Genomic DNA, 14,783 nt, shown 5'->3' with positions numbered 1-14,783 from the left:
GGGCTAAGGCCGCAGGGGAGGGCCCAAGATCATGCGCTGCCCATTCTGCGGCCACGCCGAAAGCCAGGTGAAGGACAGCCGCCCGTCGGAAGACGGGGCGGCCATCCGCCGCCGCCGCCTCTGTCCGGAGTGCGGCGGTCGGTTCACGACCTTCGAACGCGTCCAGCTTCGTGAACTGATCATCGTCAAGCGGTCGGGCCGTCGCTCGCCGTTCGACAGAGACAAGCTGATGCGTTCGATCTCGCTGGCCACCCGCAAGCGGCCCATCGAGGGCGAACGGGTCGAGCGGATGGTCAACGGCATCGTCCGCCAGCTGGAAAGCCAGGGCGAGACCGAGCTTCAGTCGTCGGTCGTCGGCGAAATGGTCATGAAGGCCCTGAAGTCGCTCGATGACGTGGCCTATGTCCGCTACGCCTCGGTTTATCGCGATTTCCGGGAGACCAGTGATTTCGCGAAGTTTTTGGGCGAAGAAGGCTTGAGCGACGTCGCCGAAGACGAGCTATAGGCGCATCCTACGATTCGTTTTTTCGGGTCGGCGTGTGACGGCCCAGCGAGGCCTCCCGTCCGCCCAGGAGTTCAGAGGCATATGGTGGAAGACAGGATTCGTCTGCTGATCGTCGAGGGGCGCCGTTATTCGGGCCTTTCCGACGCGCTGCTGGCCGGCGCCGTGCAGGCGATCGAGGCCCAAGGCGCGGAGTACGAGGTCGTCACGGTTTCCGACGCCCTGCAGATCCCGGCCGCCATCGCCATCGCCGAAGAGGCCGGCAAGGGCCCGTCGGGCGTGCGCTACGACGGTTACATTGCCCTCGGCGCCGTCGTGCGCGGCGAGACCTACCACTTCGAGATCGTGTCCAACGAGACCGCCCGCGGCCTGCAGGACCTGGCGGTCGGAAAAAGGTTGGCCATTGGTTACGGCGTGTTGACGGTTGATGACGAGGATCAGGCCTGGAATCGCGCGCGCCTCTCGCAGGGCGACCGCGGGGGCCAAGCCGCTCGGGAATGCCTGGAGATCGTGGGTTTGAAGCGTCAGCTGTCGGGACAAGCGCGATGAGCAAGCGCATCCAGCCCCGTTCCGTTTCGCGTCTGGCGGCCGTGCAGGCCCTCTACCAGATGGAAGTCTCCGGCGCCGGCGTCGACGCCGTGGTCCGCGAATTCTCCGAGCACCGCTTCGACCGGGCCGTCGAGGACACCGAAGGCGCCCAGCTGGCCCAGGCCGACGAGACCTTCTTCGCCGACCTGGTGAAGGGCGTCGTCTCCAAGCAGGCGATCATCGACCCGGCCATCGTGCGCCGCCTGGCCTCGGGCTGGAAGCTCGAGCGCCTGGACGCCACCGCCCGCGCCGTGCTGCGCGCCGGCGCCTACGAGCTGATGAACCGCCCGGACGTTCCGACCGAGGTGGTGATCGACGAGTACGTCGAGATCGCCAAGTCGTTCTTCGAGGGGCCGGAAGCCGGCTTCATCAACGGCGCCCTGGACGCCATCGCGCGTGACGCCCGAGTCTGACGACGACTGGTTCGACGATCCCGCCCCGGCCGTAGCGCCGGCGGCGGAGGACGACGAGTCGTGGTTCGACGACGTCCCTCCGGCGGCCGCGCCGTCGGGGCCGGACGAGTTCGAGCTGATCGCGACCCACCTGCGTCCACTGACCAACGGCGATCCCGTCGCGCTCGATCTGCTCGACGACGCGGCGGTGCTGCCCTCGCGCCCCGGCTATGACCTGGTGATCACCAAGGACGCCATGGTCGCGGGCGTGCACTTCCTGGCCGGCGAGGATCTCGACATCGTCGCCCGGCGCCTGCTGCGCACCAATCTGTCCGACCTCGCCGCCAAGGGCGCCGAGCCCTACGGCTACTTCCTGGCCGTCGGCTGGCCTTCGGGCACGACGGTCGAGGACCGCGAAACCTTCGCCCGCGGACTGGCCGAGGACGGCCAGGCCTACGGCATCAATCTTCTGGGCGGCGACACGGTCACCACCTCGGGCGCCCTGGTCGTCTCGGCGACCCTGCTGGGCTGGGTGCCGCAAGGCGCGGCCGTTCTGCGGCGTGGCGCCAAGGCCGGCGACCGCCTGATGGTCAGCGGCAGCATCGGCGACGGCTGGCTGGGTCTCCTGGCCCACTGGGGCGAGGTCGAGGATCCCGACGGCGGCCTGGTGCGTCGCTATCGCACGCCCGCGCCGCGTCTGGCGCTGCGCGAGGCCCTGCGCCAGTTCGCCCACGCCGCCGCCGACGTCTCCGACGGCCTGCTGGCCGACGCGGGCCACATCGCCAAGGCCAGCGGCCTTCAGGTCAAGGTCGACCTCGACCGCCTGCCGCTGTCGACCGGCGCCCGCAAGTGGCTGGAAGCCCAGCCCGAGCGCGGCGAAGCCCGCATGTCCCTGGCCTCGGGCGGCGACGACTACGAGGTCGTCTGCGCCGTTCCGGCCGCCGACGTCGCCGCCTTCCAGGCCGCCGCCTTCGCCGCCGGCCTGCCGGTGCGCGACATCGGCGAGTTCGTCGAGGGCGAAGGCGTGGCCGCCCTGTTCAAGGGCAAGGACATCACGCCCCAGCGGCTGGGCTGGCTGCACGGCTGACGCCGTTCAGCGACCGCCCTCGGTAGCGAAACCTCAAGCCTTCTCGGTTAACAGGCGGGCATGACTTCGACCGCTCTGTCCCGTCGCGCCCTGCTGGCGCTCGCCGCGCCGCTCGCGCTGTGCGCCGCGCCCGCCTTCGCCTCCGGCAAGGAGAAGAAGAAGGAAGGCGGGGAGGGCGAGAAGGAGAAGGAAGATCCGGTCATCAAGCTGGGCTCCATGGCCCTGCCGATCGTCGCCGAGGGGCGCCTGATCAACTACATCTTCGTCGAGCTGTCGCTGACCCTGCCGCCGACGGGCGACGTCACCGCCTTTGCCGGCAAGGAGCCGCTGCTGCGTGACGCGCTGGTGCGCGCGGCCCACAAGCAGCCGCTCAACAAGCCCGGCAGCTACGTCCTGCTCGACGAGGGCAAGGTGAAGGCCATCGTCATGCGCGAGGCCGTCGTTCTGGTCGGCAAGGGCAAGGTCGCCGCCGTCACCATCGGCAAGCAGACGCCGCGCAATTTCGTGCCGTTCCCCAAGGCGGCGCCGAAGGCCGCGGCCAAGCCGGCCTCGCCGCCCGTCGATTCGGCTCCGATCATCCCCTGAAGCTTCGCGAACGCCGTTCTCGCAAGCGGTTGCGCGCTAGGCTTGTGGATGTCAGTGTTTCCCCCTGGCGCCGATGTCGGGGCCAGATCAGGGAGCTTCGAGGGGGAATGAGGCCCTAAGGCCCGCCCGCCGCTCCTGGCCTGGGGCGCTCGTCGATCCTCCATGCCGGGAACCGCGACCCCTCGTGATTGAAACACGAAGGGGCACAACACCCATGAGTTCTTGGCTTTACGTAGCCATCGGCGCCGGGCTTCTGGCGGTGCTGTATGGCGCGGTTCAGACCGCCAGGCTTTTGAAGGCCTCGCCGGGCGATGCGAAGATGCAGGAGATCGCCGCGGCCATTCAGGAAGGCGCCCAGGCCTATCTGAACCGTCAGTACACGACCATCGCCATCGTCGGCGTCGTGGTTGTGGCTTTGCTCGCGTTCTTCTTCAAGGGCTGGGAGCAGCCTGTCGGCTTCGCGCTGGGCGCGATCCTCTCGGGCCTGGCGGGGTTCGCCGGCATGCTGATCTCGGTGCGGGCCAACGTGCGCACCGCCCAGGCCTCGTCCGAGAGCCTGGCCAAGGGCCTGTCGATGGCCTTCACCTCGGGCGCGGTCACCGGCATGCTGGTGGCGGGCTTCGCGCTGCTAGGCGTGGCCGGATACTACACCCTGCTGCTGTCGGTCGGGCATGAGGGCGCCGATCGGGTCGTGATCGACTCCCTGGTGGCGCTGGGCTTCGGGGCCAGCTTGATCTCGATCTTCGCCCGCCTGGGCGGCGGCATCTTCACCAAGGGCGCCGACGTGGGCGGCGATCTCGTCGGCAAGGTCGAGGCCGGCATTCCCGAGGACGACCCCCGCAACGCCGCGACCATCGCCGACAACGTGGGCGACAACGTCGGCGACTGCGCCGGCATGGCCGCCGACCTGTTCGAGACCTATGCGGTGACCACGGTCGCAACCATGGTGCTGGCGGCGATCTTCTTCACCGGCACCGACGTCGTCGGCTCGATGATGATCCTGCCGCTGGCCATCTGCGCGGTGTGCATCGTCACCTCGATCGTCGGCGCCTTCTTCGTCCGCCTGGGCAAGAAGAACAACATCATGGGAGCCCTCTACCAGGGCCTGATCGTCACCGGGATCCTGTCGATCCCGGCGGTGTGGTGGGTGATCCATCAGTTGGTCCCGACCTCGATCGAGCTCGACGGCCGGCTGTTCACCGCAGACAACCTGTTCTACTGCGGCCTCGTGGGCCTGGCGGTGACGGCGCTGATCGTGGTGATCACCGAGTACTACACCGGCACGGGCTTCCGTCCGGTGAAGTCGGTGGCCCAGGCCTCGGTGTCCGGTCACGGCACCAACGTCATCCAGGGCCTGGCCATGTCGCTGGAGTCCACGGCCCTGCCGGCCCTGACCATCATCGTCGGCATCGTCGTGACCTATAACCTGGCGGGCCTGTTCGGCATCGCCATCGCCACCACCACCATGCTGTCCCTGGCCGGCTTCATCGTCGCCCTGGACGCCTTCGGCCCCGTCACCGACAACGCCGGCGGCATCGCCGAGATGGCCGGCCTTCCCCCGGAAGTCCGCGTAACCACCGACGCCCTCGACGCGGTCGGCAACACCACCAAGGCCGTCACCAAGGGCTACGCCATCGGTTCGGCGGGACTGGGGGCCCTGGTGCTGTTCGCGGCCTATACCGAGGACCTGAAGTTCTTCTCCGAGAACGCCGCCCCCGGCAGTTTCTTCGACGGCATGGGTGCGGTCAGCTTCGACCTGTCCAACCCCTATGTCGTGGTCGGCCTGCTGTTCGGCGGCCTGCTGCCGTTCCTGTTCGGGGGTCTTTCGATGACCGCCGTCGGTCGCGCGGCCGAGTCGGTGGTGGCCGAGGTCCGTCGCCAGTTCCGCGAAAACCCGGGCATCATGACCTACGAGACCAAGCCCGAATACGGCAAGGCCGTGGACATCCTGACCAAGGCCGCCATCCGCGAGATGATCGTGCCGTCCCTGCTGCCGGTGGTCTCTCCGGTGGTGCTGTTCTTCGTCATCAACGCCATCGCCGGCAAGGTCGACGCCTTCGCCTGCCTCGGCGCCATGCTGATGGGGGTGATCGTCACCGGCCTGTTCGTCGCCATCTCGATGACCAGCGGCGGCGGCGCCTGGGACAACGCCAAGAAGGTGATCGAGGAGGGCTTCACCGACAAGGACGGCGTCCTACACAAGAAGGGCGGCGAAACCCACAAGGCCGCCGTCACCGGCGACACCGTCGGCGACCCCTACAAGGACACCTCGGGTCCCGCCGTGAACCCGATGATCAAGATCACCAACATCGTGGCCCTGCTGCTGCTGGCCGTGCTCGCGCACGGCTAAGGCTGATCCTCCAACGAAGACGGAAACGCCCCGGGGCTCACGCTCCGGGGCGTTTTCCTTTTCCGCCAACCCAACACGGTCGCCGAATAAGCGCTACGCGCTTTCCGGGATGACGAGCGTGGTGGCCGGACTGGGAAGGAGAGAGGCCCTCAGTAGCACTCTTCCGGATCGAACGCGTGGATCTCGGCCTCGCCGCCAAGCGCCGTCGGCGCGGGCTGGACGCCGCGGCGCTCGTCGCCGGCGAAGTCATGGTCGATGCGGCGTCGGCGGCAGGGACCGAAATAGGCCTCCGTGCGGACGAAATCGCGGGGGTTGTTGATGACCTCGTTGATGCGGTGCATCACCCCGCGCGCCGTTAGCGGCTTGGCCAGGAATTCGGTCACCCCGGCCATACGCGCCTCGTCGAGGCTGCGGCGGGTGGCGTGGCCGGTCATCATGATGATCGGCGCGTACGGGTTTGGGCTGGCCTGCGAGTTGCGGATCCAGTGCACGAACGACAACCCGTCCACCGGCTGCATCATCAGGTCGGTGAACACGATGTCGACCTCGCGTTCGGAAAACAGCTTCAGGCCCTCGACGCCGTCGCCGGCCTCGAGAATGCGCCGCACCCCGGCGGACTTCAGGATCGCGGCCAGGATGCCGCGCATGTTGGCGTTGTCGTCGACGATGAGCATCGTCAACGCCCGCAGATCGAGCGCGCTCACGACCATCTCCCCCAGAGCAACCGACGCCAAGGTTGGGGCCCCAGCGTCGATCAGACGGGAAGGTTGTGACGGGCGTGCTTGAGGAAACGTTGATACGGCGACAAAAAGTCGCACGAAATCACGCGCTTATAGTCAAGCTTCGGTAAGGTTGAAGTGTCGGTTAACCGACTTAATCGTCAGTCTAGCGACGGTCGCCGGGGCGGGTGCCGGGAACGCCCTCGTCGTCCTGAGGCAGCATGCCGCCGCGACCGACGGTGCCGAGCAGCTGTTCGAGCACGGTCATCTCGCGACCACGGGTCGGGGTCTCGCGGCCGTTATAGGCGATGACCTTGCCGTCCTTCAGGGTGAAGGTGTCGACCGAGGCGACCTTCTCGTCGGCGGTGTTGAACTTGATGGCCACGACGTCGCGCTTGATCACGCGCGGCTTGTAGAAGGCCACCCGGTCGGTGGTCTGCGAGATGTAGTACCAGGCGTCGTTGTCGAAGGTGGAGACCGCCGACGGCGTGCCCAGCTTCTCGCGGACGGTGGACTTGCTGTCCTCGCCAATCTTCATGTCGGCCGGCTTGGCCTCGATGGCCTGGAAACCGGAATAGCTCGTCAGCGGCGTGCAGCCTCCGACGACGGCGGCGAGGCCGATGGCGGCGGCGGCGAAAACGGCGGGGCGAGACATTGAGGCTCCGGAACCGGAAGAAGGCTGGACTTTGACCTATCGCCCGCGCGGGCTTAGTTCAATGGCCCGCGTGGATGCTCAGGCCATCTAGTGGCGGCTCGCGGCGAAATAGAGGCGTGGAATGTTTCTGGATTGGCTAATCAAGCCTAGGCCCGCGACGCTGGCGGGGGAAAAACTCTATGCATCGGCGACGGCCCAGGCCCGATCGTCACGATTCTACGCGCAGCTGGGCGTTCGCGACTCGATGGAGGGCCGGTTCGAGCTCTTCACCCTGCACGTGGTGCTGGTGATCGAGCGGTTGAAAGGGCAGGGCGAGGCTGCGGCCGAGACCTCGCAGGCGGCTTTTGATTCCTACGTCCGCGGTCTCGACGACGCCTTCCGTGAAATCGGCGTGTCCGACACCGCCGTCGGCAAGAAGATGAAGAAGCTGGCCGGCGCCTTCTACGGCCGGCTGAAGACCTATGACGAGGCCTTCGCGACGTTGCCGGACTCCGCCGAACTGGACGCCGCCCTGGCCCGCACGGTGTTCGAGGAGCGCGGCGAGGGTGACGTCGCGGCCGTTAGCGCCTATGTGCGGTCGGCGCGCGAAGCTCTGGCGGAGCAGTCGCTGGACGCCCTGCTGAACGGAGAAGTGCAATGGCCGAACGTCTGATTGATCCCTGGCCGAGCACCGTCACCCTGGCCCGCGTCGACCGCGGCGGGGTGGACCTGAAGCTCGCGCCCGACGAAACCGTGCGCAAGGCCATCGCCAAGCAGCTGGGCCTGGTGTCGCTCGACCTGCTGGAGGCCCAGGTCTATCTGCGCTCGTGGATGGACGGCGCCGAGGTGTCGGGCGTGCTGCGCGCCCGCGTCGTTCAGACCTGCGGCGTCACCAGCGAGGACTTCGAGACGCCGATCGACGCCCGCTTCAGCCTGCGCGTGTTGCCTGCCAACAGCGAGCACGCCCCGCAGGACGAGGGCGGCGAGTTGGGTCTCGAGCCGGACGGCGACGATCCGCCCGACGTGCTGGAAGGCGAGGCGATCGACGTCTCGGGCTATGTCATCGAACATCTGGCGCTGGAGCTGGACCCGTTCCCGCGCAAGCCGGGTGCGGTGTTCGTGCAACCGCCCGAACCGGTTGAGCTTTCTCCCTTCGCGGCCCTGAAGGGACTTAAAACGAAGGGCGACGAGGGCTGAGTTGGCCCTTACGCCTTCCGGCGTGATATCACGCCGGGGAATCATCGGCCGCGTCGCGACCGTCTAAGGAGTCGATAGCGCCTCGTGCCCAAGCCTGTAGTCATCTCGATCGACGCCATGGGCGGGGATCACGGTCCGTCCGTGGTCGTTCCGGCGCTGGAGATCGCGGCCAAGACCCTGCCCGACGTGCGCTTCCTGGTGCACGGCGACGAGGTCGCGCTGAACGCCGAACTGGCGCGCGCGCCGGCCGCGCGGGCGGTCTGCACCGTCGTCCATACCGACAAGTCCATCGCCATGGACGAAAAGCCCGCCCAGGCCATGCGCCGGGGCAAGGGCTCCAGTCTTTGGAACGCCGTCGAGGCGATCCGTTCGGGCGAGGCCGCCGCCTGCGTTTCGGCCGGCAACACCGGCGCCCTGATGGCGATCTCCAAGCTGATCCTGCGCATGAGCGCGGATCTGGAGCGCCCGGCCATCGTCGCCTCTTGGCCGACGATGAAGGGGATCTCGGCGGTGCTGGACGTCGGCGCCAATGTCGAGAGCGACGCCGAGCAACTGGTCGAGTTCGCCATCATGGGCGCGGCCTTCCATCACGCCGTGCACGGCTCGGAACGTCCGACCGTGGGCCTGCTCAATGTCGGCTCCGAGGAGCAGAAGGGCCACGAGGAGGTGCGCGAGGCGCATCGCATCCTGCAGGACAGCCCGCACTTCGACTTCGACTATCGCGGCTTCGTCGAGGGCACCGACATCGCCTACGGCACGGTGGACGTGGTCGTCACCGACGGCTTCACCGGCAATGTCGCCCTGAAGACCGCCGAGGGCCTGGCGCGGTTCTTCGGCAATGAAATCAAGCAGACCCTGACGGCCGGCCCGCTGGCCATGCTGGGCGCGCTGATCGCCTCGGGCTCGCTGAAGAAGATGAAGCGGCGTCTGGACCCCGGCCGGGTCAACGGCGGACCGCTGCTTGGCCTCAACGGCATCGTGGTGAAGAGCCACGGCGGCGCCGACGCCAATGGCTTCGCCTCGGCCGTCCGAGTGGCGGTGGACCTCGCGCGCAGCGACTTCACCGCCGAGATCGATCGTAATCTGAAGCGTCTGACCGCGGAAAAAGACCAAGCGGCCAAGGACGACGGCGCTGACGGCGCCGAAACCCAGGGAGCCGCCGAGTGAGCGTAGTTCGCAGCGTGGTGACCGGCGTCGGGGCCTACCTGCCGCCGCAGATCGTCACCAACGAAGAGCTGTCCAAGATCGTCGACACTTCGGACGAGTGGATCGTCGAGCGCACGGGCATCCGCCAGCGCCACAAGGCCGCCGACGACCAGGCCGTGTCGGACCTGGCCGTGGAAGCCGCCAGGCAGGCGCTGGAGCGCGCCGGCAAGACGCCCGCCGACGTCGACCTGATCATCGTGGCGACCACCACGCCCGACCTGACCTTCCCGGCCACCGCCGCCATCGTGCAGCGCAAGCTGGGCGCGGGCGTCGGCATCGCCTTCGACGTCCAGGCCGTTTGCTCGGGCTTCGTCTACGCCCTGTCGGTGGCCGACGGCTTCATCGCCCGCGGCAACGCCAAGTGCGCCCTGGTGATCGGCGCCGAGGCCATGACCCGCCTGATGGACTGGACCGACCGCGGCACCTGCGTGCTGTTCGGCGACGGCGCCGGCGCTGTGGTGCTGGAGCCGCAGGAAGGCGAGGGGACCACGGCCGATCGCGGCATGCTGGGCTTCGCCCTGCGCGCCGACGGGACCAAGCAGGACCTGCTCTATGTCGACGGCGGTCCGTCGACCACGGGCACGGTGGGCAAGCTGCGGATGCTGGGCAACCAGGTCTTCAAGCATGCGGTGATCAACATCTCCGAGGCCATCCACGCCGCCGCAGAGAAGGCGGGAGTGACGGTGCCCGAGGTGGACTGGTTCATTCCGCACCAGGCCAACCAGCGAATCCTTCAGGGCGTGGCCAATCGCTGCGGCATCGACGAGGAAAAGGTGATCTCGACGGTGGCGCTGCACGCCAACACTTCTGCCGCCTCGATTCCCCTGGCTTTCGCCCACGGGGTCGCGGACGGCCGGATCAAGCCGGGCGACCTGCTTCTGCTGGAAGCGATGGGCGGCGGCCTGACCTGGGGCGCCTGCGTCCTGCGCCTTTGATGGTCACGGACGAAGCTTGACCTTGGGTTGGCGCACGGCCTGCTTCAGCATATGAAGTAACCGGCTTGACCCTTTGACTTCATGCGGTATTCGCGGCATGCAGTCTCAAGTTGACGAGGTCTTGTCGCGCGGGATCGGGGCTTTCGTGCGCCCCTTTTCGCAAGACGGACCGATTGGCGCGGGCTGTGCTGAGTTCGCGCATTGAAGCGTATAGGGGGCGTTATGAAGGGTTCGACTCTGACCCGGGCTGACCTCTGCGAGGCTGTCCACGAGGAAGTAGGCCTGACTCGTCAGGACTGCGCCGGTCTCGTCGAGCGCACCCTGGATCTCGTGGCCGAGGCGCTCGAGAAGGGTGAGACGGTCAAGCTTTCCGGATTCGGCGTCTTCCAGGTCCGCGAAAAGCGGGCCCGGATGGGGCGCAATCCCAAGACCGGCGAGCCGGCCGAGATCGAGCCGCGGCGCGTTATCGGCTTCAGGGCCTCCCAGGTCATGAAAGCGCGCATCGACAGCGCTTTGGACGACTAAGGAGTCCGTGCGGTGGCGAAGGGGCCGAACGCCTTCCGCACGATTTCAGAGGCCGCCGAGGAACTCGGCGTCCCCCAGCACGTCCTGCGTTTCTGGGAGACCAAGTTCTCTTTCATTCGCCCGATGAAGCGGGCTGGCGGGCGGCGCTTCTACCGCCCGCAGGACATCGCCGTGCTCAACGGCGTGCGCGCGCTGCTGCACGCCGAGGGCTACACCATCAAAGGCGTCCAGAAGCTGCACCGCGAGCAGGGCGTGGCCCATGTGATCGCCGCGGGCCTGGGCCAGAACGGCGCGGCCTTTCTCGAATCTCCACTCGATGAGTCGTTCGGCGATTCGGCGGCCGTTCAGGCGCCCAGCCCCGAACAGCGTCGGCGCCTGACCGAGGCGCTGGACGACCTCACCAGCATCAAGGCCCGTCTGGACGGGCTTTTGACGCGTTCCTGAGGACTGTGGAAAACCACTAGATTTCCGATTGCCGAGGCGAAGAGCGGCGCCTATAAGGGCGCTCCTTCCGCGTCGGAGCGTGGCGCAGCCTGGTAGCGCACTTGACTGGGGGTCAAGGGGTCGCAGGTTCGAATCCTGTCGCTCCGACCATTCTCTCCCCGGAGAGAACACCGCGGAAGAAACGCAAAGGCCGCCCTTCGGGGCGGCCTTTTTCGTTTCCGGATCAGTGCGGGTCGCTGGCTAGCGCTGGCCGACGTCCAGCGGCTTGTCCGCCTTGCCCATCCAGGTGATCAGCGGGATGACCGGCAGGACCCAGCCCATGCCCAGCGCCACGAAATAGATCAGGTGCACGGCGCGGTTCAGCGGCAGGTGGTCGTAGAGGCTGGTGAAGGCCCAGATCCAACCCAGCAGGATCACGATCACGCCGATCGAGCCGATCAGCTTGCGCAGGCGCGCCGGAATGAGGGGAGCGCTCAAGCGGATCTCCGGAAGAGGCCGAGCACGGCCAGGAACAGGGTGGCGCCGACGGCCGAGACGACCAGGCTGCCGAGAAAGCCGGGAATCGCCAGGTGCAGGCGCTGGGCGATGAAGGCGCCGATGAACGAGCCGATCACGCCGATCAGCAGCTTGATGAACAGGCTGTGGCGACGGGCCAGGGCCAGATCCGCGATCCAGCCGGCCAGGATGCCGATCACCACGGCGCTGAACACGCCCACGCCGCTCATTGCACTTCCCCCTGGAACGCGCTGCGCCCCCGCAGCGGTCGCACCATGCCACGGGCGTCAGTCCGCGTCATGGCTTCCCTTAAGCGCGGGCCGGGCATGGACAGCGGCGCCGTGGCGGGGGTAGGGGTCTAGCCGCCCCATTTAGGCCCAGAACAGGCGTTTTTTCGGCTTCATGACTTCCTTCCTGCGTTCCGACCGTTCCGCACCCGTCGCCATCTGGCTGTTCGTCGTGGCGGTGCTGGTCTTCGGCATGGTCGTCGTCGGCGGCGCGACGCGCCTGACCGACTCGGGACTGTCGATCACCCAGTGGAAGCCGATCATGGGCGCGCTGCCGCCGATGTCGGACGACGCCTGGCGGGCCAATTTCGAGCTCTACAAGCAGATCCCCCAGTATCACCTGGTGAACCCCGACATGACCCTGGAGGCCTACAAGGGCATCTTCTGGTGGGAGTGGGCGCACCGGCTGCTGGGGCGCGTGGTCGGCATCGCCTTCGCCGTTCCGTTCGCCTTCTTCCTGGTGCGCCGCATGCTGCCGCGCCGCCTGATCTGGCGGTGCGGGGCCATGCTGGCCCTGGGCGGCCTGCAGGGGCTGGTCGGCTGGTGGATGGTTTCCAGCGGCCTGTCCGAGCGGGTCTCGGTCGCGCCCGAGCGGCTGATGGTTCACTTGGGGTTGGCGCTGGCTCTCTTCGTGTTGCTGATCTGGACCGCGCTGGACGCCTGGAACGGCGCGCCGCGCGTCGAGGAGCGCAGCGACTGGCGCGGCTGGGCCTTGGCTTTCCTGGGCGCGGTGTTCTTCCAGAGCCTGCTGGGCGCGCTGGTGGCCGGCAACGACGCCGGCCTCGTCTATAACGACTGGCCGCTGATGAACGGCGCGCTGCTGCCCGACCAGTACGCCGGTCACGGCCTGTGGGGCACGCTGGCCCACAGCCAGGGCGCGGTGCAACTGCACCACCGCCTGATGGCCTACGCCGTCTTCGCCGCCGCGATCGTCATCGCGGCCGGAGCGGCGCGGGCCCGCCGCCTGCCGCATGAGGCCAAGATCACCGCCTACGTCCTGCTCGGGGTCGTGACGGTGCAGGCCGGGCTGGGCGTCTGGACGCTGATGGCCGCCGTGCCGCTGAGCCTGGGCGTCCTGCACCAGGCCGGCGCGGCCGTGCTGCTGGGCGCGGCCACCGCCTTCGCCTGGCGCGTCCGTCGGCCGTAACGGCGGTTTCCGCGATCCCGCTCGAAGAACTGTCACGAAACTCCAGCAGAGCACGCGCGACGTCCCTGCTGGAGACTGCCCCGTGATCCGCGCTTCCTCGTTCCTGGCCGGCGTCTGCGCCCTGGCCCTGCTGCCCGCCTTCGCTCACGCCGCCGACGCTTCGCCGGCCCAGGCGGCCGATCCGTACTACAAGGCCGGCCAGGCGGCGCTGGCCAAGGCCATGGCGGTGACCCCCAACACCGGCCGCGCCAAGAACGTCATCCTGTTCCTCGGCGATGGCATGGGCATCTCCACCGCCGTGGCGGGTCGCATCTGGCAGGGCCAGCAGCGTGGCGTGGACGGCGAGTCCAATGCCCTGTCGTTCGAGAAGCTGCCCTTCACCGCGCTCTCCAAGACCTACAGCCACGACACCCAGGTCACCGACAGCGCCGCCGGCATCACCGCCATCACCACCGGCGTGAAGACCCGCAACAAGGTCATCGGCCTGACCGGCGAGGCCAAGCCCGAGAGCTGCGCCAGCGAAGCCGCCACCAGCGTGGCGACCATCGCCGAGATCGCCAAGGCCCACGGCCTGTCGGCCGGCGCGGTCACCAACACCCGCATCACCCACGCCACGCCCGCCGGGACCTTCGCCCATACCGCCTATCGCGACTGGGAAGGCGACGGCGACATGCCGGCCGAGGCCCTGTCCGGCGGCTGCAAGGACATCGCCCGCCAATTGGTCGAGGCCCCGGCGGGGGTTCGCCTCGATGTCGCGCTGGGCGGCGGTCGCTCGCGGTTCCTGCCCGAGGCCAAGGGCGGCAAGCGCGCCGACGGCCGCGACCTGACAGCCGAATGGACCAAGGCCAAGGGAGCGGCCTATGTCTCGACCGCCGATCAGCTGAAGGCCATCGATCCGGCCAAGACGGGCCCGGTGCTCGGTCTCTTCGCCGGCGAGCACCTGCCCTACGAGGTCGAGCGCGCCCAGAGCGGGCAGGGCGTGCCCTCGCTGTCCGACATGGCCACCAAGGCCGTCGACATCCTGTCGAAGAACCCCAAGGGCTACTTCCTGCTGGTCGAGGGCGGCAAGATCGACATGGGCAGCCACCTCAACAACGCCAGGCGCACCCTGACCGAGACGGCGGCGTTCTCCGACGCTGTCCAGGCCGTGCTCGACAAGGTCGACCTGAAGGACACCCTGGTCATCGTCACCGCCGACCACAGCCACGGCCTGGTGATCTCGGGCTATGCCGCGCGCAACGCTCCGATCCTCGGCCTGGCCGGCAACGAGGGCGAGCCGGTCGTGGCCGGCGACGGCAAGGCCTATACGGTGCTGAGCTTCGCCACCGGTCCCGGCGGCGTCGAAGGGAACAACCTGCGCGCCGACCCGGCCAAGGAAGACCTCGACGAGGTCGACTACCACCAGCAGGCCGTGGCCCACCTGCCCAGCGCCGCCCACGCCGGCGAGGACGTCGGGGTCTATGCCGACGGTCCGGGCGCCTACCTCGTCCGCGGCGTGGTCGAGGAGAGCTACATCTTCCAGGTCATGCGTCACGCCTTCGGCTTCGACGCCGCCAGGTAGGCGAAGGGACAGCCTCATCCAGGGAAAAGGGCGGGCGGCCTCGGACGCTCGCCTTTTTCTTGCTCGGGCGTGGAAAGTGAATGAGTGCGGTATTTGAATACCGCATCGCTCAAACCCTTGCGCTGCAAG

18 protein-coding genes and 1 tRNA gene are annotated in these 14,783 nt (G+C 67.9%); 15 read left to right on the top strand and 4 right to left on the bottom strand.

What is annotated here, in order from left to right; genetic code table 11:
- Positions 1-31: 31 nt before the first annotated feature.
- The 6 genes from nrdR to V6S85_RS12930 all read left to right on the top strand — a co-directional run bounded on the left by nrdR (position 32) and on the right by V6S85_RS12930 (position 5,504).
- Positions 32-505 (top strand): transcriptional regulator NrdR, encoded by a 474-nt coding sequence (nrdR, locus tag V6S85_RS12955; RefSeq protein ID WP_101714276.1) that lies wholly within the window; start codon positions 32-34, stop codon positions 503-505.
- 81 nt (positions 506-586) lie between these two features.
- Positions 587-1,051 (top strand): 6,7-dimethyl-8-ribityllumazine synthase, encoded by a 465-nt coding sequence (locus tag V6S85_RS12950; protein ID WP_101719709.1) that lies wholly within the window; start codon positions 587-589, stop codon positions 1,049-1,051.
- Entirely contained in the window at positions 1,048-1,503 is a 456-nt protein-coding gene (gene nusB / locus V6S85_RS12945) for a transcription antitermination factor NusB (protein ID WP_101714274.1), read from the top strand. The genes V6S85_RS12950 and nusB overlap by 4 nt, the downstream gene beginning before the upstream one ends.
- Positions 1,487-2,569: a thiamine-phosphate kinase gene (gene thiL, locus V6S85_RS12940; RefSeq protein WP_116564212.1), complete on the top strand. Its 1,083-nt coding sequence runs from the start codon at positions 1,487-1,489 to the stop codon at positions 2,567-2,569. The genes nusB and thiL overlap by 17 nt, the downstream gene beginning before the upstream one ends.
- A 60-nt stretch (positions 2,570-2,629) precedes the next feature.
- The gene (locus tag V6S85_RS12935; RefSeq protein ID WP_334349131.1) at positions 2,630-3,154 is read left to right on the top strand and encodes a hypothetical protein; all 525 of its coding nucleotides are present in this window, start codon (positions 2,630-2,632) and stop codon (positions 3,152-3,154) included.
- A gap of 214 nt (positions 3,155-3,368) precedes the next feature.
- Positions 3,369-5,504, top strand: a complete 2,136-nt coding sequence (locus V6S85_RS12930; protein WP_334349130.1) for a sodium-translocating pyrophosphatase — start codon at positions 3,369-3,371, stop codon at positions 5,502-5,504.
- A gap of 149 nt (positions 5,505-5,653) precedes the next feature.
- Here the strand turns inward: V6S85_RS12930 and V6S85_RS12925 are convergent, their stop codons facing one another.
- Positions 5,654-6,208, bottom strand: a complete 555-nt coding sequence (locus V6S85_RS12925; protein WP_116564289.1) for a response regulator — start codon at positions 6,206-6,208, stop codon at positions 5,654-5,656.
- 181 nt (positions 6,209-6,389) lie between these two features.
- Positions 6,390-6,878 (bottom strand): outer membrane protein assembly factor BamE, encoded by a 489-nt coding sequence (locus tag V6S85_RS12920; protein ID WP_116564219.1) that lies wholly within the window; start codon positions 6,876-6,878, stop codon positions 6,390-6,392.
- 121 nt (positions 6,879-6,999) lie between these two features.
- Between V6S85_RS12920 and V6S85_RS12915 the strand changes: the two genes are divergently transcribed.
- The 7 genes from V6S85_RS12915 (at position 7,000) to V6S85_RS12885 (ending at position 11,314) form a co-directional block, all read left to right on the top strand.
- Positions 7,000-7,530: a ubiquinol-cytochrome C chaperone family protein gene (locus V6S85_RS12915; RefSeq protein ID WP_116564221.1), complete on the top strand. Its 531-nt coding sequence runs from the start codon at positions 7,000-7,002 to the stop codon at positions 7,528-7,530.
- On the top strand, positions 7,515-8,054 hold the full coding sequence (locus tag V6S85_RS12910) for a YceD family protein (RefSeq protein WP_116488818.1): 540 nt from the start codon (positions 7,515-7,517) through the stop codon (positions 8,052-8,054). The genes V6S85_RS12915 and V6S85_RS12910 overlap by 16 nt, the downstream gene beginning before the upstream one ends.
- An 84-nt stretch (positions 8,055-8,138) precedes the next feature.
- Entirely contained in the window at positions 8,139-9,221 is a 1,083-nt protein-coding gene (plsX, locus tag V6S85_RS12905; protein WP_116488817.1) for a phosphate acyltransferase PlsX, read from the top strand.
- Positions 9,218-10,195: a beta-ketoacyl-ACP synthase III gene (locus V6S85_RS12900; RefSeq protein ID WP_116564223.1), complete on the top strand. Its 978-nt coding sequence runs from the start codon at positions 9,218-9,220 to the stop codon at positions 10,193-10,195. Before plsX ends, V6S85_RS12900 begins: the two co-directional genes overlap by 4 nt.
- Before the next feature lie 222 nt (positions 10,196-10,417).
- Entirely contained in the window at positions 10,418-10,720 is a 303-nt protein-coding gene (locus V6S85_RS12895; protein ID WP_058346906.1) for an integration host factor subunit alpha, read from the top strand.
- Positions 10,721-10,732: 12 nt separating this feature from the next.
- Complete coding sequence (locus tag V6S85_RS12890; protein WP_116564225.1) at positions 10,733-11,164, top strand: MerR family transcriptional regulator; 432 nt, start codon at positions 10,733-10,735, stop codon at positions 11,162-11,164.
- Between the two features lie 73 nt (positions 11,165-11,237).
- Positions 11,238-11,314: transfer RNA gene (locus V6S85_RS12885), tRNA-Pro, on the top strand.
- Positions 11,315-11,404: 90 nt separating this feature from the next.
- On the opposite strand, the gene V6S85_RS12880 is transcribed toward V6S85_RS12885, so the two are convergent.
- Both V6S85_RS12880 and V6S85_RS12875 read right to left on the bottom strand, forming a co-directional pair.
- Positions 11,405-11,647 (bottom strand): DUF2842 domain-containing protein, encoded by a 243-nt coding sequence (locus V6S85_RS12880; protein ID WP_334349213.1) that lies wholly within the window; start codon positions 11,645-11,647, stop codon positions 11,405-11,407.
- Positions 11,638-11,889, bottom strand: coding sequence for a GlsB/YeaQ/YmgE family stress response membrane protein (locus tag V6S85_RS12875; protein ID WP_101719722.1), 252 nt, complete (start codon positions 11,887-11,889; stop codon positions 11,638-11,640). Before V6S85_RS12875 ends, V6S85_RS12880 begins: the two co-directional genes overlap by 10 nt.
- 172 nt (positions 11,890-12,061) lie before the next feature.
- Here V6S85_RS12875 and V6S85_RS12870 point away from each other — a divergent pair, with 172 nt between their 5' ends.
- Both V6S85_RS12870 and V6S85_RS12865 read left to right on the top strand, forming a co-directional pair.
- Positions 12,062-13,093 carry a COX15/CtaA family protein gene (locus tag V6S85_RS12870; RefSeq protein ID WP_116564229.1) on the top strand — a complete coding sequence of 344 codons (1,032 nt, stop codon included), beginning with the start codon at positions 12,062-12,064 and terminating at the stop codon, positions 13,091-13,093.
- Between the two features lie 82 nt (positions 13,094-13,175).
- On the top strand, positions 13,176-14,654 hold the full coding sequence (locus tag V6S85_RS12865; protein WP_334349128.1) for an alkaline phosphatase: 1,479 nt from the start codon (positions 13,176-13,178) through the stop codon (positions 14,652-14,654).
- Positions 14,655-14,783: the final 129 nt, after the last annotated feature.

This window comes from Caulobacter sp. CCNWLW153 (assembly GCF_036889365.1).
GTDB lineage: Bacteria > Pseudomonadota > Alphaproteobacteria > Caulobacterales > Caulobacteraceae > Caulobacter > Caulobacter radicis.
This window is presented reverse-complemented; position numbering and strand designations above follow the sequence as displayed.

Excerpts from the sequence above, each read along its gene's own strand:
- nrdR (WP_101714276.1), top strand. The coding sequence starts at position 32 with ATGCGCTGCCCATTCTGCGGCCACGCCGAAAGCCAGGTGAAGGACAGC.
- V6S85_RS12950 (WP_101719709.1), top strand. The coding sequence starts at position 587 with ATGGTGGAAGACAGGATTCGTCTGCTGATCGTCGAGGGGCGCCGTTAT.
- nusB (WP_101714274.1), top strand. The coding sequence starts at position 1,048 with ATGAGCAAGCGCATCCAGCCCCGTTCCGTTTCGCGTCTGGCGGCCGTG.
- V6S85_RS12935 (WP_334349131.1), top strand. The coding sequence starts at position 2,630 with ATGACTTCGACCGCTCTGTCCCGTCGCGCCCTGCTGGCGCTCGCCGCG.
- V6S85_RS12930 (WP_334349130.1), top strand. The coding sequence starts at position 3,369 with ATGAGTTCTTGGCTTTACGTAGCCATCGGCGCCGGGCTTCTGGCGGTG.
- V6S85_RS12920 (WP_116564219.1), bottom strand. The coding sequence starts at position 6,878 with ATGTCTCGCCCCGCCGTTTTCGCCGCCGCCGCCATCGGCCTCGCCGCC.
- V6S85_RS12915 (WP_116564221.1), top strand. The coding sequence starts at position 7,000 with ATGTTTCTGGATTGGCTAATCAAGCCTAGGCCCGCGACGCTGGCGGGG.
- V6S85_RS12910 (WP_116488818.1), top strand. The coding sequence starts at position 7,515 with ATGGCCGAACGTCTGATTGATCCCTGGCCGAGCACCGTCACCCTGGCC.
- V6S85_RS12895 (WP_058346906.1), top strand. The coding sequence starts at position 10,418 with ATGAAGGGTTCGACTCTGACCCGGGCTGACCTCTGCGAGGCTGTCCAC.
- V6S85_RS12875 (WP_101719722.1), bottom strand. The coding sequence starts at position 11,889 with ATGAGCGGCGTGGGCGTGTTCAGCGCCGTGGTGATCGGCATCCTGGCC.
- V6S85_RS12870 (WP_116564229.1), top strand. The coding sequence starts at position 12,062 with ATGACTTCCTTCCTGCGTTCCGACCGTTCCGCACCCGTCGCCATCTGG.